This window comes from Pseudomonas sp. TH10, assembly GCF_016651255.1.
Taxonomy (GTDB): domain Bacteria; phylum Pseudomonadota; class Gammaproteobacteria; order Pseudomonadales; family Pseudomonadaceae; genus Aquipseudomonas.
Map to the genome: position 1 here is coordinate 1 of NZ_JAEKEG010000064.1, position 22,464 is coordinate 22,464.

Annotated in this window: 20 protein-coding genes and 3 pseudogenes; 10 read left to right on the forward strand and 13 right to left on the reverse strand. The window is 58.0% G+C overall.

Annotated features, from left to right (window positions below; translation table 11 throughout):
• Together JFT80_RS10105 and JFT80_RS10110 are read left to right on the forward strand one after the other, a co-directional pair.
• Nucleotides 1–342 (forward strand): FAD-dependent monooxygenase (locus JFT80_RS10105; RefSeq protein ID WP_201147756.1); only part of this gene is annotated, 342 nt, incomplete at its 5' end.
• 15 nt (nt 343–357) lie between these two features.
• Nucleotides 358–1,167, forward strand: coding sequence for an SDR family oxidoreductase (locus tag JFT80_RS10110; protein ID WP_201147757.1), 810 nt, complete (start codon nt 358–360; stop codon nt 1,165–1,167).
• Between the two features lie 130 nt (nt 1,168–1,297).
• Here JFT80_RS10110 and JFT80_RS10115 read toward each other — a convergent pair whose 3' ends face one another.
• From JFT80_RS10115 to JFT80_RS10160, 11 genes and pseudogenes are all read right to left on the reverse strand, one after another.
• Nucleotides 1,298–2,104, reverse strand: a complete 807-nt coding sequence (locus JFT80_RS10115; RefSeq protein ID WP_307833066.1) for a LysR family transcriptional regulator — start codon at nt 2,102–2,104, stop codon at nt 1,298–1,300.
• A 263-nt stretch (nt 2,105–2,367) separates the two neighbouring features.
• Entirely contained in the window at nt 2,368–3,822 is a 1,455-nt protein-coding gene (locus tag JFT80_RS10120) for a site-specific integrase (protein ID WP_201147758.1), read from the reverse strand.
• A 471-nt stretch (nt 3,823–4,293) separates the two neighbouring features.
• Nucleotides 4,294–5,565, reverse strand: coding sequence for an OprD family porin (locus JFT80_RS10125; RefSeq protein ID WP_201147759.1), 1,272 nt, complete (start codon nt 5,563–5,565; stop codon nt 4,294–4,296).
• Nucleotides 5,566–5,637: 72 nt separating this feature from the next.
• Nucleotides 5,638–6,846 carry a 3-(3-hydroxy-phenyl)propionate transporter MhpT gene (mhpT, locus tag JFT80_RS10130; protein WP_201147760.1) on the reverse strand — a complete coding sequence of 403 codons (1,209 nt, stop codon included), beginning with the start codon at nt 6,844–6,846 and terminating at the stop codon, nt 5,638–5,640.
• A gap of 85 nt (nt 6,847–6,931) precedes the next feature.
• On the reverse strand, nt 6,932–7,951 hold the full coding sequence (gene dmpG, locus JFT80_RS10135) for a 4-hydroxy-2-oxovalerate aldolase (RefSeq protein ID WP_201147761.1): 1,020 nt from the start codon (nt 7,949–7,951) through the stop codon (nt 6,932–6,934).
• A 10-nt stretch (nt 7,952–7,961) separates the two neighbouring features.
• Nucleotides 7,962–8,897, reverse strand: coding sequence for an acetaldehyde dehydrogenase (acetylating) (locus tag JFT80_RS10140; RefSeq protein WP_201147762.1), 936 nt, complete (start codon nt 8,895–8,897; stop codon nt 7,962–7,964).
• Between the two features lie 32 nt (nt 8,898–8,929).
• A pseudogene (mhpD, locus tag JFT80_RS10145) lies at nt 8,930–9,726 on the reverse strand (2-keto-4-pentenoate hydratase).
• 14 nt (nt 9,727–9,740) lie between these two features.
• Nucleotides 9,741–10,604, reverse strand: coding sequence for an alpha/beta fold hydrolase (locus JFT80_RS10150; protein ID WP_201147763.1), 864 nt, complete (start codon nt 10,602–10,604; stop codon nt 9,741–9,743).
• 17 nt (nt 10,605–10,621) lie between these two features.
• Nucleotides 10,622–11,575 carry a 3-carboxyethylcatechol 2,3-dioxygenase gene (mhpB, locus tag JFT80_RS10155; protein ID WP_201147764.1) on the reverse strand — a complete coding sequence of 318 codons (954 nt, stop codon included), beginning with the start codon at nt 11,573–11,575 and terminating at the stop codon, nt 10,622–10,624.
• 1 nt (nt 11,576) lies between these two features.
• A complete protein-coding gene (locus tag JFT80_RS24055) occupies nt 11,577–11,993 on the reverse strand; it encodes a hypothetical protein (protein ID WP_242482868.1) in 417 nt (138 codons plus the stop codon).
• Between the two features lie 5 nt (nt 11,994–11,998).
• Nucleotides 11,999–13,303: a bifunctional 3-(3-hydroxy-phenyl)propionate/3-hydroxycinnamic acid hydroxylase gene (locus tag JFT80_RS10160; RefSeq protein ID WP_242482869.1), complete on the reverse strand. Its 1,305-nt coding sequence runs from the start codon at nt 13,301–13,303 to the stop codon at nt 11,999–12,001.
• Nucleotides 13,304–13,368: 65 nt separating this feature from the next.
• Here JFT80_RS10160 and JFT80_RS10165 point away from each other — a divergent pair, with 65 nt between their 5' ends.
• The 7 genes from JFT80_RS10165 (at nt 13,369) to JFT80_RS10195 (ending at nt 20,522) form a co-directional block, all read left to right on the forward strand.
• The gene (locus tag JFT80_RS10165) at nt 13,369–14,145 is read left to right on the forward strand and encodes a DNA-binding transcriptional regulator (protein WP_201147765.1); all 777 of its coding nucleotides are present in this window, start codon (nt 13,369–13,371) and stop codon (nt 14,143–14,145) included.
• 230 nt (nt 14,146–14,375) lie between these two features.
• Nucleotides 14,376–15,071, forward strand: coding sequence for a TetR/AcrR family transcriptional regulator (locus JFT80_RS10170; RefSeq protein WP_201147766.1), 696 nt, complete (start codon nt 14,376–14,378; stop codon nt 15,069–15,071).
• A gap of 981 nt (nt 15,072–16,052) precedes the next feature.
• Complete coding sequence (locus JFT80_RS10175; protein ID WP_201147767.1) at nt 16,053–16,661, forward strand: hypothetical protein; 609 nt, start codon at nt 16,053–16,055, stop codon at nt 16,659–16,661.
• Nucleotides 16,606–16,944 carry a VOC family protein gene (locus tag JFT80_RS10180; RefSeq protein ID WP_201147768.1) on the forward strand — a complete coding sequence of 113 codons (339 nt, stop codon included), beginning with the start codon at nt 16,606–16,608 and terminating at the stop codon, nt 16,942–16,944. The genes JFT80_RS10175 and JFT80_RS10180 overlap by 56 nt, the downstream gene beginning before the upstream one ends.
• Nucleotides 16,937–17,761 (forward strand): alpha/beta fold hydrolase, encoded by an 825-nt coding sequence (locus tag JFT80_RS10185; protein WP_201147769.1) that lies wholly within the window; start codon nt 16,937–16,939, stop codon nt 17,759–17,761. The genes JFT80_RS10180 and JFT80_RS10185 overlap by 8 nt, the downstream gene beginning before the upstream one ends.
• Nucleotides 17,758–19,290: a bifunctional 3-(3-hydroxy-phenyl)propionate/3-hydroxycinnamic acid hydroxylase gene (locus JFT80_RS10190; RefSeq protein WP_201147770.1), complete on the forward strand. Its 1,533-nt coding sequence runs from the start codon at nt 17,758–17,760 to the stop codon at nt 19,288–19,290. Before JFT80_RS10185 ends, JFT80_RS10190 begins: the two co-directional genes overlap by 4 nt.
• 365 nt (nt 19,291–19,655) lie before the next feature.
• Nucleotides 19,656–20,522 carry a transporter gene (locus JFT80_RS10195; RefSeq protein ID WP_242482872.1) on the forward strand — a complete coding sequence of 289 codons (867 nt, stop codon included), beginning with the start codon at nt 19,656–19,658 and terminating at the stop codon, nt 20,520–20,522.
• 75 nt (nt 20,523–20,597) lie between these two features.
• Here JFT80_RS10195 and JFT80_RS24060 read toward each other — a convergent pair.
• A pseudogene (locus tag JFT80_RS24060) lies at nt 20,598–20,795 on the reverse strand (integrase); the annotation flags it as partial.
• Nucleotides 20,796–21,649: 854 nt separating this feature from the next.
• Nucleotides 21,650–21,769, reverse strand: a pseudogene (locus JFT80_RS24065) (TIGR03759 family integrating conjugative element protein); the annotation flags it as partial.
• A 257-nt stretch (nt 21,770–22,026) separates the two neighbouring features.
• On the opposite strand from JFT80_RS24065, the gene JFT80_RS10200 reads away from it, so the two are divergent.
• Nucleotides 22,027–22,347 carry a hypothetical protein gene (locus tag JFT80_RS10200; RefSeq protein WP_201147771.1) on the forward strand — a complete coding sequence of 107 codons (321 nt, stop codon included), beginning with the start codon at nt 22,027–22,029 and terminating at the stop codon, nt 22,345–22,347.
• The last annotated feature ends 117 nt before the right edge of the window (nt 22,348–22,464 follow it).

The window sequence follows — 22,464 nt, forward strand, 5'->3', positions numbered from 1 at the left end:
TCGCTGGTGATTTTCCGTCCGCTGGAAGGACTGTTGGTGGAGCAACCTTGGTATCGCGGGCGTGTGGTGCTGATTGGCGATGCGGTGCACGCCACCACACCGCATCTCGCTTCCGGGGCGTGTATTGGCATTGAGGACGCCATCGTGCTGGCAGAGGAACTTGAGAAAGCCTCCAGCCTGTCGGCTGCGCTGGAGTGCTTTCAGCAACGTCGATGGGAGCGCTGCCGACTGGTCGTGGAGAATTCAATGCGTCTGGGCGAAATCGAGATTAATGGCGGCGACAAGGCCGAGCACATGCGCATCATGCATGCTTCATTCGCCGCATTGGCTCAACCGATCTGACATGGAGAGACGACGATGAGTTTGTTAAGTGAGCATGTAGTACTGGTGACTGGTGGTGGTTCAGGCCTGGGCCTAGGCCTGGCGCGTCACTGCCTGAGCGAGGGCGCGCAGGTGGCGATCTTCGAAATCTCACCCGAGAAGGTCGTTCTGCTACGTGAAGAGTTCGGTCCTGACGTGCTGGTCTTTCAGGGCGACGTAACGCGCCTTGATGATTTACGTGCCTGCCGCGAAGCGGTGCTTTCACGTTTTGGCCGGCTTGATGCACTGATTGGTGCGCAGGGTATTTTCGACGGCAACGTGCCGCTTATGGAAATGCCTGAGGAGCGCCTCGATGCACTGTTTGACGAGGTAATGCGGGTTAACGTCAAAGGCTATCTGCTGTCGGCCCGGGTGTTCTTTGATCTGCTGCGTGCCAGTGAAGGTGCCATGGTGCTGACCACTTCGACTGCAGCTTATGCCGCCGATGGTGGCGGTGCGGTGTACAGCGCAAGCAAGGGCGCAATACGCAGTCTGGTCAACCAGTTGGCGTTCGAATGTGCGCCACATGTACGGGTCAATGCCGTCGCACCGGCCGGTATTGCCAACAGCCAACTGAGCGGGCCGCGTTCACTGGGGTTAGAGGCGCAAAAGCAATCCGACATTCCTGAGGATGCCTTTCTCTCGATGTTTCGCTCGCTCAGTTTGCTCAAGGAACTCCCGACGCCCGAGGATCACGGGCCGCTCTATGCCTTCCTGGCGTCCAGGCAGAACCGCATTATGACCGGGCAGACGGTCGTGGCTGATCAGGGGATGCTCAACCGGGCGGTGCTGCATCGGCAGCACTGATTGCGCGCTGCCGGGCTGCTGCCATGTGCTCAGGAGCGGTTCTTCAGCAACAAAGGGGCTTCCTGCTCCAGCAGCTTTTGCACCGTGCGGGTCGCCAGGGTGTTGGGGCGACGCAGGGAGCTGGCCAGTACTACGCTGCGCATGAGTTCCGGCTTGATGATACGGGCGACCGAAAAGCGTGGGTCGTCGACGTGTTCAAACAAACCCGAGGTGATTGCGTAGCCGCCACCGGCAGCGACGATTTCCCATTGCAGCCGGATCGAGTCTGCTTCCACCGCACAGTCGAATTGAATGCCGTGCGACTTGGAGAGTTTTCAAGCCGCGCGCGCAATGGATGAGGGCGCGAAGGCAGTACCAAAGGTAGACCCTGCAGGCTAGATAACTCGACGGTGGATTGTGTGACAGCGGGATCTTGCGCACGACCGACCAGCATGAGTTTGGGTTGTACCAGCACCGTCTCTTCCAGGTTCGACACATCGGCTTCGCGTAGAAGCAACGCCATGTCTACACGCCCTTCATTGATGAGTTCTTCAAGGTGTGCGCTGCTGCCTTCGCAGATCTGCAACTTGATGCGCGGGTAACGTTCATGCACCAGCTTGTAAAGTGGCCCTGCGATTGGCTCTACGGTAGATGGCAGCAAGCCAATGCGTACCTCGCCAATCGGAATGCCGCCGGAGGTGCGAATCACGTCGGAGACTTCTTCCGATTCCTCTACCAGGGCTTCGATACGCGGCAGGATCTGCAGGCCGAATTCGGTGAGGTTGACGCCGCGACCGGTACGGTTGAACAGCCTGACGCCGCATTCGCGTTCCAGTTGGGAAATATGCCGGCTGATCATCGATTGCGGTACGTCGAGTGCCACGGCTGCTTGAGTCAGGCTTCCCAACTTGGCGACCTTGATGAAATGGTGCCATTTCGGGTCCAGGATCGATTGCACTGTGGCTATCCTTTTTATTTTTTATGGAAGACGTGAGGCTTTGGATTATTCCATGCGTTCGGTATCCAGGGCAAAGGGCGAGCTCGAACTGCTCAATAAGCGACTCTTTACGGTGCTTGCGCCGAGAGCTATGGAACGGGGCGGAATCAGCCCCCGTTCCCCACGACAAAAGTTCTCAGCCTCTGAAGATACAGAGTTGCCTTCAATATCGATGCTGATTTCCAGGTCGTTTCAATGTCCGGAGAGCGCTGGGGGCAACAGCCCTATGAGGGAGACCACGTCTCTGTAGCCGCGAACGCTGGAAAGGACAGCATCGACTCGGTCGGTGTGTGCTCGTAGGTTGAGGACAACACGGCACTGAGTCGATCGCCCAGCAGGTTCCAGGCGCGTTTCTTCTCTTCGGCATAATCGTGATGCAGGTAGTGGCGCCTCACCTGAGAGCCGGCCAGCACATGGTTTTGACAGCGATCGATGACGTCCAGGCTGACACCCAAAGCCTGCATCATGGTCGCGCCCGTGCGGCGCAGGTCATGGGGTGTCCAGTCACCGTTCTGGCCGTCGGCAAGCACCAGGGTATCGTCATGACGCCGTCTGGAGAGGGCCTTACGGTTTTTGAACCGAGCCTGACGATCGCCGACCTGTTTGCTCACCACTTTCACGTCAACATGCAGGTCATCCTGCTTGTTGGGAAAGCACCACCGGGAGTCTCCCGTGAGGGTCTTGAGTTCCTCAAAGAAATGCAGGGCGAAGGGCGACAGGAAGACATGGTGGTCTTGTTTCTTGCCGCGGGTGCCTTTGACGTTCTCGCTGGGAATAAACCAAGTCTGCTGGTCCAGGTCGACATTTCTCCATTCGGCCTGGAGCAACTCGCCAATGCGGCACAAGGTGCCCAGGCTGATCCAGAGCGCGAGTTGGGTTTCCTTCTTTAACGGCCGAATGCCGTCGTATTTTTGGCCGGCGGGGAGGGCGTTGTAATCAGCGGTCATTTGCTGGAAGCGGTTGTGCAATTCCAACAGCTCCGCCGGCGAAAGGATCCGGCTTCTTTCCGCTTCGTAGTCGGCAGGGATCAAGGGGGAGATGTCGACCAGCTCAGTTGGATCACCCTCGATCAATAAGGCCCGCCAAGGTTGGCGCTTTCTAGCCCAGCTAAACATCTGGGTGAGGTCGGCGAAGAAGCTGATGGCTTGCCGGTAAGCGCCGCGGTTGAGCACGGCCCGGATCAGCGCCCGAACATCGTGTTCGGAAACATTGTTCACCGCTGTCTTGCCAAGTGCTGGTAAAAGGTCCTTGTTAAAGCGTCGTTGCAACTCGGCATTACCGTCTTTGCGCGCCACGCCATCCAACAGCCAGGCCTTGGCCAGATCTTGGACGGTCAGCGTTAGCACCTTCGTCGTTTTTATACGTTCGGCCTCTACGTTAGCCGCGACGTATGCCTGTGCCTTGGCGGTTTTCTTGTGCTCGTTGGGATTGATCTGCTCATCAATGAGTGCCCGTGCCTGGTTGCGGGCCTTGCGGATGTCCGTCAGGGATTTGCGTGGCCAGGATCCGCAGGCGTATTCTTTGTTCTGGTCGCCCCACCGATAGCGATAGAAAAAGCTGACCGACACGCCGTCTTTGCGCAGGGAAATTCGACCCGCGAGATTGCCATCTTCCCGGAGGATTCGGCCTGCATCGTTGGCGGTCAGCGACTCTAGTTCTTTGATGGTGATTTTGGCCATAAAATGGGTTCCCCTACTTTTACCCCCACAAAAACGTCGGCTCTTGATGGACGTTACTGGACTCTCGTAGAGCAGAACATCGCTGGAGCTCAAGTAAATACTAGCTTAGAAAAATCCAGAGTAAAATTTTGGAAGCTTTCAAGAAGTATGAAAAAGGAGATGGGGTGCTAGGGGTCGAGTGTTCGAATCACTCCGTCCCGACCATATTTTTCAAGGGGTTGCGAGATTTTATCTCGCGACCCTTTTTTATTTTTCTGCGTTTTTACCCCCACGAAACGACTGGCTCTGGGTGGAATCTTCGGCTGTACTAGCTCCTTGAGGACGGATCGAACGGCGAAGCGGTTATAAACTAGGCTTTACGCTTGGTCCGTACTCAAGCTGCACGCAAGGCTGGCTAGGTAATCTTGGTTTGATACGAAACGGCCTTTAGAGGGCGTTTTGTTGGCGGACTTCCATTGCGTTACATGAAAATCACCATAACCTCCATGTGTAATCGACATTCACCCGTAGCTCATTATCATCCCGATGGCTGGCCTGGGCGGTGAAGTCGTTGCGGTACCAGGCGTTACGCACGCGCAGAGCTAGACCCTTCAGTGGAGTCCCCTGAAGCACGTAAGACAGTTCGATATCCTTTTCGCTCTCGGTCAGGTTGGAGCCTCCCAGCTTGGCTAGTTCGATATTGTCACCACTCACGTAGCGCAGCATGCCATTGAGTCCCGGCACGCCAAGGCCTGCAAAATTGTAGTCATACCGTACTTGCCAACTGCGCTCTTTTGGGTTGAGAAACTCAGAGCTCAGCGTGCCTTCGGTGATCACTAACGGTTCAGTGCCGAACATGTAGGGCATGGCTGTCTTGCCGGTCAGTTGCATGTAGCCGGCCCCGAATTTGTGGGCGCCCAGGGCGTACGTCAGCATCAGTGCCGCATTGCGGTTGTCCACCGGGCCGGCCTTGGCTGCGCCGTCTTCACCGGTAACGAACAGACGAAAGTCGCTTTTCAGGCTGCCCGGGCCCATAAGGCGATTGTCGACAAAGCCGTAGAAGTCCTTGCAGTACAGGTCAGCGAGTTCTGCGTGGTAGTACTTCAGCGTCAGTTGCGGCGACCAGGCATAGTCGCCGCCGACAAAAGAAAAACGGTCCGACTCGGCGGCGCCATTGAAGCGTCCGTTAGGTGAACCGACCGACATTTTCTGGTAATCGGTGAAATCACGCAGATTGACGCGATCCAGCCAGCCAACGTGCAGGGTGAGGTTGTCGATTTCCTGAGACTTCAAATACGCGCCGCGGAAGGTCTGTGGCAAGAGGCGGGTAGGGCTGGCGAAAGCGATCGGCAGAAACGTGCTAATGGTGCCCAATTGCAGCTCGCTTTTCGATGCCCTGACCTTGGCCGTCAGACCCAGCTCCGAATATTCATCGGCCGGCTCACGGGTGGTGGCGCTGTACGGCAGCAGGCCGGTGCCGGTGCGGCCGCGTGAAGAATCCAGCTGCACGCCCATCAAGCCCTGGGCGTCGAGGCCGAACCCTACAGGACCTTCTGTATAACCTGAACGCACGTTGAGAACGAAACCCAGGGCCCACTCGCGGGCGGCGGCCTGGGGTGTGGCGTTCACGTAATTACGATCGAAGTAAAAATTGCGCATTGTCAGATCGGCGTGGCTGTCATCGACAAAACCGCTGGCGCAAGCCTGGCCAAAAGACAGAACGCAGGTGCAGGCGCTGAGCGCCCGAAGAGAGTTCTTGAGCATGCAGGTGTTCACTTTTATTGTAGTTGGAGGTGAACCCGCACCGTTTGGGCGCGGGGTATTACGAATGGGTGGTCAGTCAGGCTGAGCGCTGTTGCGGCGCACTGACAGGTAAAACATCGCCACTGCAGCGATGACGATGCCCGGCGCCGAGGCGAGCATCACCCCGGCGGTGCCGGTGCCCAAGGCGAGCATCTTGCCGGCCACCAGCGGGCCGCTCATTGCGCCGAGTCTGCCGATGGCTACCGCGCTGCCCACACCCGTGGCTCGCACGGAAGGGCGATAAAAATGCGGTGCCAAGGCATACAGCACACACTGCCCGCCGGTGGCGAAAAAGCCGGCAACGAAACCGGCCGCCAGCATGCTCTCCAGCTGGCTGGCCAAACCCAGAGCAGTCAGCGAAGCGAGAATGCCGACATAGATGAGTGCGGACAGGGCCCAGGCCGGCAGACGGTCCATCACCCAGCCCAGCAGCAAGGTGCCGGTCGCTGCGCCAAATTGCAGCGCCAGCATCACCCAGCTGGCCTGGGTACCGCTGAAGCCTTGGCCGATCAACAGGCTGGGCAGCCAATTGATCAGGATGTAGACCACCATGAGCGTGAAGAAGTAGCTGACCCAGATCATCGCGGTCGGCAGGGCCGCACCCTCGCGAAACAGGCCCCGGACCACGCCGACCGGAGCGACGTTCTGGCCGCGCTGGAGAAACTGTGCCGACTCGGGCAGATAAAGTGCCAACAGCGGCACAATCAACAGCGGCACCACTCCGCCGACATAGAACACCACTTGCCAGCCACCGGCCAGATCGGCGATGCCAATTGTAGCTGCGAGCGCAGCACCCAACGGCACGCCGCAATACATCAGGCTAACGGCGGTGCCACGCAGGCGCGGGCTTGCCACTTCACTGCTCAGGGCGATCAGGTTAGGCAACGCGGCGCCCAGGCCCACGCCCGTGAGGCAGCGGGCAACCAACAGGCTGTTGAAGTCCCAAGCCATGGCGGTGACCAGCGAGAACAGCCCGAACAGCGCCACCGACACCATCAGCACGCGTTTGCGACCGATGCGATCCGCGAGCATGCCGCCGAGGAAAGCGCCGGGCAGCAGGCCGAAAATTCCGGCGCTGAAGACCCAGCCCATGTGTAATTTATCCAGTTGGAAAGCCGCAGCCATACCTTGGGCGGCGATCCCCGAGGCTTGCAGGTCCAGGCCTTCCATGAGGGCGACGAGGAAACACAGACTGATGGTCCGCGCCATGTGTAACGGTGTTATCACGTTCAGCGATGTCATGTGGAATACCCGTTTTATTGTTGTAATGGGCAAAGCAAACCCGTCCGGCCGCTGCGTGGGCGACCAGCCGGGGGTGATGCACGGTTCAGCGCTTGAGCAGGTCCAGAGCAACGTCGACGATCATGTCTTCCTGGCCGCCAACCATCCGCCGCTTACCCAGTTCGACGAGGATGTCGAGGGTCTTGAGGCCGTACTTCGCGGCAGCGATTTCGGCGTGGCGCAGGAAGCTTGAGTAGACGCCGGCATAACCCAGCGCCAGGGTCTCGCGGTCGACTCGAACGGGACGATCCTGTAGCGGACGGACGATGTCATCGGCCGCGTCCATCAGGGTGTAAAGGTCGGTGCCGTGGTTCCAACCCAAGCGTTCGGCAGCGGCGATGAACACTTCCAGCGGCGCATTACCGGCACCTGCGCCCATGCCGGCGAGGCTGGCGTCGATGCGGTCGCAACCTTCCTCGACGGCAGTGATCGAGTTGGCCACGCCGAGCGATAGGTTGTGGTGAGCGTGCATACCCGTTTCGGTATCAGGCTTGAGCACGGCCTTGAACGCACGGAAACGCTCGCGCACATCCTGCATGTTCATCGCCCCACCAGAGTCGGCCATGTACACGCAGGTCGCGCCGTAGCTCTCCATCAACTGCGCCTGCGCGGCCAACTGCTCGGCCGGGATCATGTGGCTCATCATCAGGAAACCGACGGTGTCCATGCCCAGCTCACGGGCGTACTCGATGTGCTGCTTCGACACGTCGGCTTCGGTGCAATGGGTGGCGACGCGTACCACCCGGGCCCCGGCGTTGTACGCCGCTTTCAAGTCATGCACGGTGCCGATGCCGGGCAACAACAAGGTCGTGATTTTGGCGTGGCTGATGACATCGGCGGCAGCCTCGATCCACTCCAGATCGGTGTGCGCCGCGAAGCCATAGTTGAAGCTCGAGCCCTGCAGGCCATCACCGTGGGCGACTTCAATCGCATCGACTTTGGCTTTGTCCAAGGCGCGGGCAATGTCTTGCACGTTCTGAATCGAATACTGATGTCGAATCGCGTGGCTACCGTCGCGCAGGGTCACGTCGGAGATGTAAAGTTTTTTACCGGGGTTGAAAGTCATGTCGGTCTCCTCAGGCGTTCAGCATCGACAACGCCATGCGCTCGGCGGTAGCCAAGGCCGCGGAGGTCATGATGTCGAGGTTGCCGGCGTAGGCTGGCAAATAATGGGCGGCGCCTTCGACTTCGAGGAACACCGAGGTCTTGAGCCCGGAGAAGGTGCCGAGCCCGGGGATATGCAGCGGCGCGTCTTCGGGGATCACGTCGAACTGCACTTTCTGCTTGAGGCGATAGCCCGGCACATAGGCCTGCACCGCCGCCGCCATCTCGACGATGGAGGCCTCGACCAGCGCCTGGTCCGCCGCTTCGGACAACACGAACACCGTGTCGCGCATCATCAGCGGCGGCTCGGCCGGGTTCATCACGATGATCGCCTTGCCCTTGGCGGCGCCGCCGATCACTTCGATAGCCTTGGAGGTGGTTTCGGTGAACTCGTCGATGTTGGCGCGGGTGCCGGGCCCCGCGGACTTGCTGGCGATCGAGGCGACGATTTCGGCGTAGTGCACCTTGGCTACTCGGGACACGGCCGCGACCATCGGAATGGTCGCCTGACCGCCGCAGGTGACCATGTTGACGTTGAGCCGATCCAGGTTCTGTTCCAGGTTGACCACCGGCACACAGTACGGACCGATGGCTGCCGGGGTCAGGTCGATCAAGCGGATACCGGCTTTGATCGAGCGCAGGAACGCGTCGTTCTTCACGTGGGCGCCGGCCGAAGTGGCATCGAAGACGAAGTCGATGTCCTTGAACACGTTCAGGCGGGCCAGCCCTTCAACGCCTTCATGGGTCACGGCCACGCCCATGCGTGCTGCGCGGGCCAGCCCGTCGGAGGCCGGGTCGATGCCAACCATGACCGCCATTTCCAGGTGCTTGGCGTTACGCAGGATCTTGATCATCAGGTCGGTGCCGATGTTGCCGGACCCGATGATAGCGACTTTGAGTTTTTTCATTGTTATTGCCTCGTTTACACGCAAGTCGCCGATTAATCAGCGCTGAACTGAACACCAACGCGGCCGATGCCTTCGATGTCGGCTTCAAAGCGGTCACCCGCCGTCACCGCCACCATCGGCCCCAGCGCGCCGGTCAGAATGATGTCGCCCGCGCGCAGCGGATCGCCCAGGCGAGCCATGGTTTGCGCCAGCCACACGGCGGCATTGAGTGGATGGCCGAGGCATTCGGCGCCGCTGCCGCTGGACACTTCTTCGCCATTGCGGGTCATGCGCATGCTGGCCTGGCGCAGGTCCAGGCCATCGAGACGGCGGGCCGGGCCACCGAGGACGAAGCATCCGCTGGAGGCGTTATCGGCAACGGTATCGACGAAGCGGATGTTCCAGCCCTGCACGCGACTGCCGACGATTTCCAATGCCGGGACGACCCAGCCGGTAGCCGCCATCACATCGGCAAACGTGGTGTCGGCACGGGGTAGATCACGCTCCAGAATCAGCGCAATTTCGGCTTCGATCTTCGGTTGCAGCACGCGGCCCGCCGGCACGTTTTCGTTATCGCCGTAGCACATGTCGGCGAACAAGGTGCCGAAATCCGGCTGATCGACGCCCAACTGCTGTTGCACCTTGGGGTTGGTCAGGCCGATCTTGCGTCCGACCACGCGCCGACCGCTGGAGCCACTCCGTGGGCGACGTTGAGCCGTTGGATCGTGTACGCCGCTTCGGCATTGTCTTCACCGATCAGCTCACGCAAGGGCGCAATCCCTTCGCTGCGGGCTTCGGCGTGGCGCAGATCGGCGGCGAGTTGTTCCAGAGTTTCTTGAATAGGGGACATGTTGGCCTCTGTGATCAGTGGGTCAGGAAATCCAGGACCATGCGGTTGAAGGTCTCGGCGTGCTCCCACTGGGCCCAGTGGCCACAGCGGTTGAACACGTGAAGTTGGGCATCAGGCAAACCGGCCAACAGGCGCAGACCGGTGTCCATTGGAACGAACCGGTCCTCGCGGCCCCAGACGAGCAGGGTGCGGGCCTTGATTTCGTGCAGGCGATGGCTGAAATCGGGGAATTGCTTGGGGTTGAGCGTGCTGCTCTTGACGAAGTTTTCCAGGTGATCGCGGCGTGCGAGGATGTTGTCCAGGCGGGTCTGGAACAACTCTTCGGTCAGGCTGCTGGCGTCGAAGACAAAGACATTCATCATCTTTTTCAGGTTGTCGATGGTTGGATCGCGGTACAGCGCGCCGATCAGTTTGATCCCTTCGGTTGGCTGCGGGACGAAGGCGCTCGGGCCACCCGTGCCGCCGCCCATCAGGATCAATTTGCCAATGCGTTCCGGGTAGGCAAGGGCAAACGCCACGGTGCTGTGGCCGCCCATGGAATTGCCGATAATGTGCACGCGATCCAGCTCCAGCACGTCGACCAGGCCCTTGAGCGCGCGGGCATTCAAGTCCGAACGCGAGCTGTCGCAAACGATCGGGTCGCTTTTGCTCCATCCTGGGCAGTCCATCAGGATTACGCGGTAACCGGCATTCACCAACGGCTCGATGTTGCGGTGGAAGTTTGCCCAGCCGCTGGCGCCGGGGCCGGAGCCGTGCAGCATGACCACGGTTTCGGCACCTTCGCCAACGTCGTTGTAGTGCAGTTGCAGGTCCAGGTCGCCTTCCTTGATACGGGCAAAGCGGCTGGTGGAAGCTTCGGTGAATGTAGTGGCTGTCATGGCAGTGTTCCTTGAATTCAATGATGGTTGTTCAGCGGCTGTGCGCCGAGGGCGCCGAAGCCTGCAATCCATTCGGGAATCGGACGGTAATAGCGACCTTCGGTTTGATACGGGCCGAAGGCACTAAGGGCAGCGAAGGCGGCGATCCAGGTTTTCACTTCGTGAGTGGACTTGCCGGCCAGTGCCGATAGCTCGTCATTGCCCAAGGCATCGAGGTCGCTCAGGCGGCCCTGTTCGAGGGTGTCGAGAAACTGCTGATCCCACACGGGATTCAGCGGATGCAGAGTGTGTTGGTCTTCAACGAAATCCCGGGCAGCCTGGATCACGCGTTCTTGCCGCGCCTGTCGCTCACCCGCCGGCAATTGACGACCGCTGCCCATCAGTCGATCGGCCAGACGCGCATCGACCTTGGCCAGTTCCGGCACCGGAGGTTGATGGGACAGTCCCCCGGAAGCCAGGAACAGCACGCGCTGGTTCAGCGACTGCGCCCACTGGCCGATCGCCTCCCCGAGCAGACGGGAACGTTTGAAGCCGGGCAGGGGAACGGCCACCGAATTGACGAACACCGGAATCACTGGACACTCCCTTAAACCACCCAGCAACAGCTCCAGCGGTTGGGCGAACGCGTGGTCGACCTGCATGCGATAGGAAACGGCAGCGTCGACACCGGCATCCAGGACAGCCTGGGCGCAGGATTCGGCCAGCGCTTTGGGCACGTCCAAGGGGCCGGCAGCGGTGTCGAAATCACCGATGGCGTCGGCGGCCATGCCGATGCAAAAGGCCGGCATCACGTCGTAGAAAAAGCCGTTGTAGTGGTCCGGGCCAAACAGCACGATCAGTTCCGGATCAAAGCGTGCAATGCGCTCACGGGCATCAGCGATCATGCCATCGACCTCGGCCAGCACCTCAGGCGTCGGGTCGACAAAACCCACCAGTGGCGTGTGCGACAAACAATGCAGATAGGCGCTCATGTCAGGCCACCTTGCTGGCGGGGATCGCCACTTCGGGTTGCGGCAGGGCGTTGATTGCCAGGGCCAATTCATCACAGGCCTGACCGACGGTTTGCGGAATGGCCAGGCCGGCAAGGAAGCGATCCGGACGCACCAGGGCGATGGAGGCCGATCCGCGGGCGAACCATTCCTTGAGACGGCCGGTGCTGTCTCCGATGCGAATCGCCCCTTGGCTGACGTCACTGGCAGCCTGGAGCTGGACGTCCGGCAGTACCTGGATAAAACGCGTACCCAATGCTTGCCATTGATCGATCTGTGCAGCCGTAAGGCCCCAGGTCGGGTCGCAGCCCCAGGCAATAATCGCGAAGTTCTCGCCGATCACCTCATCCAGCAAGACGGTTTCGCCAGCTTCGGTCAGAACCCGTGGCTGAATGAACATTTTGCCTACCGGTGAGCCTTTTCGCTCGGTACGATCAAGGCGCCCTCGGTGTATTGCGGCATCGGCTTGAAGCGCATTTCCACGAAGTAGCGTTTGACGGGCGGCACATAGTTGAGCAGCCACGACACACCGTCACGCAAAGTGCCTTGCCAGCGTTTGGGCGGTGCCAACACGTGACCGGCCAGCACTGAAAGGTCGATCATCGCCTTGGCGTGATCACGGCGTTCCTGTTCATAGCTGTCGAGCAGGCTGTCGGCGGCCAGGCCTTTGATGACCAGTGACAGTTTCCAGGCCAGGTTGGAGGCGTCGCGCATGCCGCTGTTGTAACCCTGACCTTGCCAGACCGGCATGATGTGCGCGGCGTCGCCGGCCAGCAGCACTCGGCCCTCACGGAACCGGCCGGCGAGGCGAGCGTTGTGGGTATAGACGCGGCTACGGATCAGTTCGATGCGATCCGGATTTGGCAGCACCTTGGCCAGCAGCTTGCGCATGTTCTCGGGTTTGCTCAGCTCGGCTTCCGTCTCGCCGGGCATGACCATGAACTCGAAACGACGTATAGCGTGGGGCAGGGCGGCGGACACGTACGGGCGCACTGGGTCGCAGCACAGGTACACATGGGGCGTGCTCAGCGGGTCGTTGGCGATGTCGACGACAATCCACTGATTAGGCGCGGTCTTGCCCTCGAAACTGATGTCCAGGCTGCGTCGCACCAGGCTGTTGCCACCGTCGCAACCGATCAGATAACGAGCCCGAAGAAGTTCGCCGCGACCGTTCTTATCCTTGAGGTTCAGCACGACGTCGCTGTCACTTTGCACAAAGCCTTCGAACTCGCGGCCGAACAGCACCTTGACGTTATCAAAGCGCTGCAAGCCTTCGAACAGTACGCGGTCGGCCAAGGGCTGGATGAAGGCGTTGCGGCGCGACCAGCCGAACTCATCGGTCTTGGGCTGGATATCGGCGAAGCAGCGACCCTTGGGGGTCAGGAAGCGCATGGCGTGCCAAGGCGTGGTATGCGGCAGCACCTTGTCGGCCAGGCCGACGGCCTGGAATGTACGCAGGCTTTCGTCGTCCAGTCCGATGGCGCGAGGGTAGTCGATCAGGCTGTCGAGCTTTTCCACCAAGGTGACGGCCACACCGCACTGGCCCAGGTAATTGGCGATCATCAAGCCGACCGGGCCGGCACCAACGATGGCGACGTCAGTGGTCAGGTCCAACGTGGAAGGAGTGGGGCAGGACTCATGGGTATCTCCGTACAGCGCTTTTGGATTTCTTGTTGGGCGCAGTATGGAAATCACGGGGCTGGTCGACAACGACAACCCTTGTTAGTGTGCACAGAGTGCACTTGATTGATTTACAACAAAAAAAGGACCAAGCCATGAGCGAGACCGAATACAAAGCCGTGCGTGGCCTGATGCGCGGCCTGGCATTGATCAATGGCTTGAACCGCTTCGACGGCGGCGCCAGCACCGCGCAATTGGCTGGGCAAAGCGGGCTGCATCGCACCACCGTGCGCAGGCTGTTGGAGACCTTGCAGGCTGAAGGATATGTACGGCGAAGCGAGTCGGATGACAGCTATCGCCTGACGTTGAAAGTACGCGAACTCAGTGAAGGTTTTCGCGATGAGCAGTGGATCTCCTCCATCGCCGCCCCCTTGCTTGGTGAGTTGTTGCAGGAAGTCGTCTGGCCCACCGACCTGTGTACGCTGGACGGTGATGCAATGGTGATTCGTGAGACCACCCATCGTTTCAGCCGTCTATCGTTTCACCGATCGATGGTTGGACGGCGTTTGCCGCTGCTGATGACCGCGACCGGGCGCGCGTACTTTGCGTATTGCTCGCCGGCGGAACAAGAAGAGTTGATTGAGTTGATGGTCACTCGCGAAGACGAACAATCTGCATTCGCCGCGGATCGCCGATTTGTCGACCGGTTGGTAGAGCACACGCTCAGCAAAGGCTATGGCGAAAATAATTCCCATTGGGGAGAGGAACGCAAGATCGCGGCCATTGCAATTCCGATCACCCACGAGGCGCGGGTAATGGGTTGCCTGAATTTGGTTTACATCGCCAAGGCGATGTCAATTGAGGAAGCGGCCCGTCGATATTTGCCGTCAATGCGGATGGTAGTGCAGAAGATCCAGGATCAGTTGGGGTAGTTTTTTCACGGGGCTCATTCAGGAACGTAAACAATGAGGGAAACGGTTTGCTGCATATCTCAAGCTGCCTAGGTAGTCTCGCGTCGCTCGACTCCAATCACATCACCCTCAATGCCCAGATAGCGTCGATAATCAGGTTGCTCGCACCGGCGATCTCCTTTGAGAGGAGGCCAATGACGGGTATTGTGCTCGGCTAGCGAAGACGATCATCAGATTCAAGGGGAAAGCCAATGAGCAATGCCGAACATGCGTCGGACAATAAAAAGAGCAAGTCCGAAAAGCCGCGTTCAGCCAGTCGTCAACGGGCCGAAGCTAATCCCGAAAAGATTCTAGACGTCGCAATGAGTCTGATGGCTGAGTACGGTTATGCCGGAACCAGTATGTCGATGATCCGTGAGCATAGTGGCTATCCAACGACATCTATTTACTGGCATTTCGGCAATAAGGAAAAGTTGCTGCTTGCCGCTCTCGAACACAGTGCCTTACAGGTTATCGATAACAATCTCAGCCGCAAAAGCAAGAATAAGATGCTTGGCGAGAAGGATTTGATAGAGAGCCAAGCGCGTAGCGATGCCGAATTCCTCGAGAATCCACCACCGTTTATGCGTTTGATTTTTCTGATTGGTCTGGAGCGACGTAGCTCTGATCCTGAAGTGACCAAGGTTATTGCCCGTATTCGTCAGCACAGCCGGGCGATATTGACCGAGCAGATACGTCACGTAATTCGGCCAGGTGGTCAGATGTTGCCACCTGACCTGGCTGAGGAGCTAGCGCAGGTGTGGATGGCTTTCGGAGATGGTGTTTTCGTTGCATCGCAACTAGAGCCTGGGGCGGTGGATGTGGTCAGGTGTTGTCGGCAACAACTCCTCGCAATGCAGGCTTTGGCGGAAAAACTTCTTGAGAAGTGGAAGCCTTTAGCGACGTAGCTTCTAGCCGGCCTCGCGAGAGTCAGGGTTAGGGCTAAGGAGCCACTTGAGGCTAGCAAGGTGAGTACAGCTATCTCTGCATCTACTGTTTTCGTGAGGTCCTCTTCACCGCTCGTTGCGAACGGAGTTAGCGGCTGCAGAGCCTAGCTCTTGACCTTGTATTTGTCTGCGAGTCATCGGATGTCCTGCTGAACCGAGGCTTGACCGCAGCTTTCTGGCTCGAAATCGCCTAGCTAATCGTTATAGGAACTCCAGTTGGCGTCAGGTAGAACAGCTTCCTAGTGGTTCTCGACTTCGAAAGCATCGTGTGCGTAGCTTGAGGCGGCTGCCTAAAAGTGCCGTCCTAGACGTTGCGAAAGGGCCTACGTTATACGCACTGATGCCTACTCATCTTGCGCGGCACGATAAAAAACTCCCTGGGGGTCTTGATTAAGTCGAGTGTTTCCATTTAAGTTATGTAACGAGCGACACATACATGCATGAAAACCGAAAGCGTGAAGGTCCTCGGCTCACCTTTGGATGCCTGAGAAAATCAGGCGCTTAGGGGGTGAGCGAAGCCAATAAAAATAATAGAGGTTAGTCAATGAGCCATTTCAATCCAAAAACTGCGCTAGCAGGAACCATCCTTCGCAACAGCGAACCGAATAAATCAATTCCGATGACCTCAACTTTCAGCCCTTTCGTAATGGGCGAAGCGAGCTTTGAGAATGCTGATCGCGCCAGGAACTGATCGTCACTACATCTTGGCTTGAGGTTTTAGCAACGGCTGGATCATAGGGCCTGATGTTTATATCTGCCGACAGTGGTGCGGCGCCAAATTGGGCGGACGCTTTCCGGTAGTAAGGCCCGCGCCTGGCTTTTGGCTGTCAGGTATACCCCGAATTTCGCAATCGCCCGGATGTGGCGGGGTGCGCAATCAACGCGGTCAGCCCTTTGTAAACCCACCGCAAGTACCAATCGACATTCAAGTACGGAGAACACATGTCCATATCCGCATTGGGTTACGTCGTCGTCGAGGCCCGCGACCTTAAGGCCTGGGCCGAGTACGGCCGCAACATTCTCGGCGCCGAGGTCAACGAAAAAAATGGTGCACTGGAGTTGCGCATTGATGAGCGCGCTTGGCGTCTGCGTGTTGAGGAGGGACCCCTGGACGATCTCAAGGTCATCGGGTTCGAAACCACCTCGCCGGCGACTTTTGCCGACGTGCTGGCCGCACTCGATGCGCTCAATGTCGAGTACACGAAGGATGCAATGCTGGCACAGGACCGCGGAGTGGTGGAATTAGCCACATTTGTGGACCCGGCTGGCGTGACGATCGAAGTGTTCTATGGCGCGACCCAGTTGTTCCAGAAGCCTTTCATATCGCCGGTTGGTGTGAAGAGCTTCGTCACGGGTGATCAAGGTCTTGGCCACATCGTCATCGCGGTGAAGGACGACGTCGAATATCAGGCGTTCTGGACCAGGCTCGGCTTCAAGCTCAGCGACTACATCGAGTTCATACCAGCGCCGGGGCTGCACGCAAAAGGTGACCTTTATGCACTGCAATACGCGTCACCACAGCCTTGCGTTTGCGTCGGTGCCCAGCCCTAAGAGAATCGTCCACCTCATGGTACAGACCCACTGCTTGGACGACGTCGGCCTGGCGCTGGATCGTGTCAAGAAGGCCGGCGTTCCGGTTGCGTGGGACATCGGCCGCCATACCAACGACCACATGACCTCGTTTTACATGCTCACGCCATCGAAGTGGGAATTTGAGTATGGGTGGGGCGCCCGTGAGATCGACGATGCAACTTGGACCGTCGAGCGCCACGATTCGATGAGCATTTGGGGTCACGAACTGAAGATCAATCCTGAGGATCGCGCACATGGCTGAGGGCAGATTCGCCACCATTAGTGGCGTCAGCATCCATTACCACGACGAAGGCCAGGGGCCGGTGCTTGTGATGTTACAAGGTTCCGGTCCTGGGGCCACCGGCTGGTCGAACTACAGTCGCAACATCGCCCACTTCGCAAAGACTCACCGCGTTATTTGCCCTGACTTGCCGGGTTTCGGTAAGTCGGACATGAAACCGGTGGACGCGCCGATTCCCGGCTGGTGGGCTGGGGTCATCATCGGCCTGCTCGACACACTCGGCATCGACAAAGCCGATTTCGTCGGCAACTCGATGGGCGGCATGATTACCCTGAAGATTGCCTTGGAGAAACCGGAGCTTATCAGCCGCATGGTACTGATGGGGCCTGGCGGTGGCTCGCCGGTGAGTTCGGTGTTTCCGACTGAAGGAATTAAGACTCTGGTCAGCTTTTATGATGGTCCCGGTCCTTCCTTGGAACGGCTCAAGAGTTTCACCAGCCAGATGGTCTTCGATCCAGGAGTGCTTACCAACGATTTGTTGAAAGAGCGCTTCGAGGCGGCGATGGATCCACGCATCGTTGCTCAACCACCGATGCGTCCGGGGCCAGGGGGCATGCCCGAAGAGCTGTGGCGCGATGCGCGACTGACCCGGTTGCCACATGAAACTCTGATCATCTGGGGGCGAGAAGACCGGGTAATGCCGCTGGACGCAGGCTTCACCTTGATGAAACAAATCCCGCGGGCCCGCTTTTTGGTGATGCCACAGTGCGGCCACTGGGTGCAGTGGGAACACGCCGATGAATTCAACCGTATTGTCGAAGGATTTCTTGCCCCATGAGTAGCCAAACGAGATTCGATACAGACGTCCTTATTATCGGCTATGGCCCAGGCGGCGTTGCCGCTGCCAACGTCCTTGGCAAGCTCGGGGTGAAAACTATTGCCATCGAGCGTAGTAAGGACATCTATTCCAGGGCTCGTGCGGTCACGGTGAACGACTGGACCATGCGCATCTTCCAAGACATGGGCTTGGCCGAAAAGATGAAAGCCATCATGGATGTGACGCACTCGCTACGCTGGTTGGACTACGAAGGGCGCGAGTTGACCTCGACGCCTTTTCCGCCGGGCGAGCTTGGCCATGCCACCTCCTATGCCATCTATCAGCCGGAGATGGAACGGGTTCTGCGCGAAGGTGCCGAGCGCTATAAGAGCGTGAGCGTAAAGTACGGGTGGGAGACAGTCACGCTCGACCAGGACGATGACGGCGTGACGGTCAGAATAAAGAATCTGGAAACTGACGAGGTCGAGACCGTCCGCGCGCGTTATGTGTTGGCCTGTGATGGTGGCGCTAGTCAGACCCGCGAACAGTTGGGCATCAAATTGATCGGCGACACCTTGCCGGTACGCTGGGTGGTGATTGACTGCCGAGTCAAACGTTGGTGGCCGAACCGACACATGCTTACGTTCTGGTCGGACAAGAAACGCCCTGTAGTCGATATCGCACTGTCGATGGGCAACCATCGCTGGGAGTTTCCGCTCAATCCCGATGAGACGGACGCAGATTTCCAAACCCACGAACAGTTGTGGCGTTTGCTCAACTCGCTTGGCGTGACCGAAAACGAAGTAAGCATCCACCAGCAGGCCTTCTACAACCACCATGTGCGCTTTGCCGAGCGCTGGCGTGAAGGGCGAGCTTTTCTCTGCGGCGACGCTGCGCACCTGATGCCACCATGGGCCGGGTCGGGTATGCAGTCCTGCATCCGCGATACTCAGAACATCTGCTTGAAATTGGCCGAAGTGCTAGGAGGACGCCTGCCAGAGTCCATCCTCGACACATACGAGATTGAACGCGCGCCAGACGTGGATCGGTATACGCAGACTTCGGTCGGCTTGGGCATGATCATCAAGCGCGAACTGCCCGACGAACAGATAGTCGCGATGCTGGAAGCGGAACGCGCCTCTGGCGAGCTGCCGGCTTTGCTGCGTCCGCCGCACTATCACCAGGGCTGGCTGCAGAAGGGCGAGGGTAGCAAGGAAGTGGTCGGCAAGCTTCTGCCACAGCCGCGCGCTGCCACCTGCAGGGGCGAACTCGGCCTGCTCGACGATTTTATCGGCGAAGGCATCGTATTGCTTGGCGCCAACGTCGACCCCTCTAGCAAACTCAGTTCTGCGCAGAGGGCCGCATGGGAAGAGCTAGGGGCGCGCTTTGTCGCCTTGCGCTCGGTCGATCAACACGCCCAGGCTGATAGCGACTTGATCGATATCGATGGCGCGCTAATTGTCTGGCTCGACCAGCATGGGGTCGATGTTGTCGCGGTCCGTCCGGACAAGATCGTCCTGGCCGCTAGTGGAAACCTAAACGTGCCATAGGGCTTGGCAGGTCGTTGGCCGGCTGGATTGGCGCCTAGGGGATAGCCCGCAAGATCGTCCGCCTAGCGGCCTTCTTCTGAACAATACATGGACCGCTTTTCACTATCGGTCCGGGGGCCTGCGCCCGCGTTTTGCCAGACTCCCCCAGATAGGCATCACGGTGTCGGCTCTAGAAATCTGCATGGGGACTCAGCAGAGGAATTGTGGGGGCGGTTATTCATCCGTATTGGCTGTAAGACGGAAGTTTCCCACCCACGATCTTTGCGTCACCGATTGTATTCAGTGGCTAAGCCTTTACGTGAACAACTAGGTGAATTATGAAAAATAATAACAAAACTATACTGTTTCGCTCGTTTTCAGTCTCCATGGCTCTGGCGGGAGCGACTCTTTTCTCAATCCCTGGCTCTGCCACAGAAGGAGGGGCCTCCGCCTATCCAATGGGGGCGGACAACTATTTATCGGGTTTCCTGCCTCCGCCGGGTTTGTATAGCCAAATCTACGCGGAGCACTACGAGGCTAATAACCTCCGGGGTAATGATGGTCGTAAATTACCTGTTGATTTCCGTGTCCAAGTCGATGCTGTTGTGCCGCGCTTAATTTGGGTGAGCGACACTACTATCCTCGGTGGTACTTCGGCATTGCATGTGATGGCTCCGTTGGCCGAGATAAAGGCTAGGGTCAATGGGATTAGCCAACGCAAGCAGGGGTTAGGTGATATGACCTTCGGCGCCGGGCTGGGCTACCATTACAGCCAGAACTTCCACGTCATATACGGCTTGGATATTACGGCACCGACGGGTAGCTATGATCGCAACGACATTTCTAACCTTGGGCGCAACCATTGGATGATTGAGCCGGTGCTGGCCCTCACCTATGTCGATCCCCAGGGACTAAATGCTGACGCCAAGATCATGTACGACTTTAATATGAAGAATCCGGATACCGACTATAGGTCTGGTCAGGAATTTCACGTTGACTACTCCGTTGGTTGGGGCGTCGCCGATGGCTGGGTATTAGGCATAGGTGGTTACGCATATCGCCAGACTACCGATGACAAGCAGGATGGAGATCGCGTCGAAGACAATAAGGGACGCGCTTTTTCAGTTGGCCCATCTATAAAGTACAGCTCTTCAGATGGTTGGTTTGTCACAGCTAAGTGGCAACAGGAGACCGAAGTGCGTAACCGGGCGCAAGGAAACGCATATTGGTTTAAGTTAGTATTTCCTCTTTGAGCCTAGTGTGTTTTTCCTGATAGCTGACACTGATTGTAGCCGCTTGCTGAACGTGGCCGCTCCCGCAGGTCATCATAGAGCGTCAAGCTGCCATTCGATTAAGCAGCGTGTTGTGCTTTTGATGCAGGCGTTGGCGATTGCGACATTGGCTCTGGCAGCTCTTCGTGGCGAAGGGCTGCCATGTTTCTGTTTTTTCGGTTTCTTGAAAACGGCTCGAATGCCACTGAGTGGGTTGGGGAAGATCATTCCAGAGTTCACGCCATAGTTCATGATCACATGATCACATGATCACATGATCACATGATCGCGGACTGAGATTCGACCGGCGAGATTGCCATCCTCCCGGACGGTGCTACCGGCATCATTGACGGTCAGTGACTCGAGTTCTTTGATGGTGATTTTGGCCATGAAATGGACTCCCCTACTTTTACCCCCACAAAAACGTCGGCTCTTGATGGACGTTACTGGACTCTCGTAGAGCAGAACTCCGCTGGAGCTCAAGTAAATACTAGCTTAGAAAAATCCAGAGTAAAATTTTGAAATCTTTCAAGAAGTATGAAAAAGGAGATGGGGTGCTAGGGGTCGAGTGTTCGAATCACTCCGTCCCGACCATATTATTCAAGGGGTTGCGAGATTTTATCTCGCGACCCCTTTTTATTTTCTATCGGTTTTACTCCCACAAATCGTCTGGCTTTCGGTGGAATCCTCACTGCTTCCGTGTTGAGCTGAAGCCAGCTTTGGCGCTCTCTAGCACGTTTTTTAGGACGACGTTGTCGCCCTTTCTTGGTGCTTTCAGTATCTAAGGTGCTCTTCTCTTACAAGCCATCGACAGGGTGCCCATCGGTTTGTACTCGTCAGGCCGACGGAGCCTTCCCGCGTAGCGGTAGTTCTTCTTGGAGATACCAGGATCGAATAGCCATTGGGAGCTGCGCAGGCCGCAGAGTGCCTCTGCTTTTCTTAGGAGTGCGCGTATAGGCGTCAAAGCTATCCACAAAGAGCGTGGGTATATCTGTGGATAATGACCCAGGCACTGCGGAATACAGGGCTTGCAATGTGCTGGTCATTAATTGAGCAGGTTTTGTGTGCAGCTGACGTTGGCGAGCAGGCTTAGGGGCGCAAAGTCGCTATCGTTCGGCTTGGATCTGCAGTTTTACGTCACGCCTGCACTCGTCAGCCAACCAGGCCTCAATACCTAATGCCGTAAGTGGATCAATACCAGCAGAGTAGATTCCACGCGGCCCTTCCATACTCACCTTGCGCCACCCGCTGCCCACCGCCAAGGCTTCGGCCTCAGTGTATTGCCTGTCCGGTGGCCGCCTGGTGTTGGTCGTGGAGTTGGGGGACCGGGCCGTGGAGTTCCTGCAATCCCCTTACGGCGAAATGTTCGGTGTGAGATACCCATGCCCGCCAGTCACCTGCCGACGCTGGTGACCGGGACAGCGGTCAGCCGATGGGGATTGCGCGTAATTCCGATGGCTGGATTACTTACCCACGCGGTCTTCAATTGCAGGCGGAAATGGTCTCACGCTGGCAGGCAGCGGCAACAGCTTATGCACCGGGTGTGTTCAAGCCTTTTGTGCAGTCGCTTTACATCGAAATGGCCGAACATCCCGACCATCCACCGAGCCCGATTCACTTGATATTGCGCGCCGGGTGCAATGTGATCCTGCAGTCTCTCGAAGGCCTGAGTGCGGCCGGTGTCAACCATGCGGTTTTGAATTTCAAGTACGGCGAACGCGATGCCACTCAGGTGGTGGAAGAAGTTGGCCGAGAAATTTTGCCGCGACTTGAGGACAGCGAAGCCAGCCGAATGGGAGCAATCTGATACGGTTTCTTATGGTGGATCTGAGCCTTTTTTGTGGCTAGGTCGGTGCTTTATAAAGTGCGCGACCGGAGTGCGAGTGGATTGTGCCCGGCCGCCCACTTTTCCAGACTCTTTGAA

Coding starts and splice junctions, on each gene's coding strand:
- JFT80_RS10110 (WP_201147757.1), top strand. CDS start 358: ATGAGTTTGTTAAGTGAGCATGTAGTACTGGTGACTGGTGGTGGTTCA.
- JFT80_RS10120 (WP_201147758.1), bottom strand. CDS start 3,822: ATGGCCAAAATCACCATCAAAGAACTAGAGTCGCTGACCGCCAACGAT.
- JFT80_RS10125 (WP_201147759.1), bottom strand. CDS start 5,565: ATGCTCAAGAACTCTCTTCGGGCGCTCAGCGCCTGCACCTGCGTTCTG.
- mhpT (WP_201147760.1), bottom strand. CDS start 6,846: ATGACATCGCTGAACGTGATAACACCGTTACACATGGCGCGGACCATC.
- dmpG (WP_201147761.1), bottom strand. CDS start 7,951: ATGACTTTCAACCCCGGTAAAAAACTTTACATCTCCGACGTGACCCTG.
- JFT80_RS10140 (WP_201147762.1), bottom strand. CDS start 8,897: ATGAAAAAACTCAAAGTCGCTATCATCGGGTCCGGCAACATCGGCACC.
- JFT80_RS10150 (WP_201147763.1), bottom strand. CDS start 10,604: ATGACAGCCACTACATTCACCGAAGCTTCCACCAGCCGCTTTGCCCGT.
- mhpB (WP_201147764.1), bottom strand. CDS start 11,575: ATGAGCGCCTATCTGCATTGTTTGTCGCACACGCCACTGGTGGGTTTT.
- JFT80_RS24055 (WP_242482868.1), bottom strand. CDS start 11,993: ATGTTCATTCAGCCACGGGTTCTGACCGAAGCTGGCGAAACCGTCTTG.
- JFT80_RS10165 (WP_201147765.1), top strand. CDS start 13,369: ATGAGCGAGACCGAATACAAAGCCGTGCGTGGCCTGATGCGCGGCCTG.
- JFT80_RS10170 (WP_201147766.1), top strand. CDS start 14,376: ATGAGCAATGCCGAACATGCGTCGGACAATAAAAAGAGCAAGTCCGAA.
- JFT80_RS10175 (WP_201147767.1), top strand. CDS start 16,053: ATGTCCATATCCGCATTGGGTTACGTCGTCGTCGAGGCCCGCGACCTT.
- JFT80_RS10180 (WP_201147768.1), top strand. CDS start 16,606: ATGCACTGCAATACGCGTCACCACAGCCTTGCGTTTGCGTCGGTGCCC.
- JFT80_RS10185 (WP_201147769.1), top strand. CDS start 16,937: ATGGCTGAGGGCAGATTCGCCACCATTAGTGGCGTCAGCATCCATTAC.
- JFT80_RS10190 (WP_201147770.1), top strand. CDS start 17,758: ATGAGTAGCCAAACGAGATTCGATACAGACGTCCTTATTATCGGCTAT.
- JFT80_RS10195 (WP_242482872.1), top strand. CDS start 19,656: ATGGCTCTGGCGGGAGCGACTCTTTTCTCAATCCCTGGCTCTGCCACA.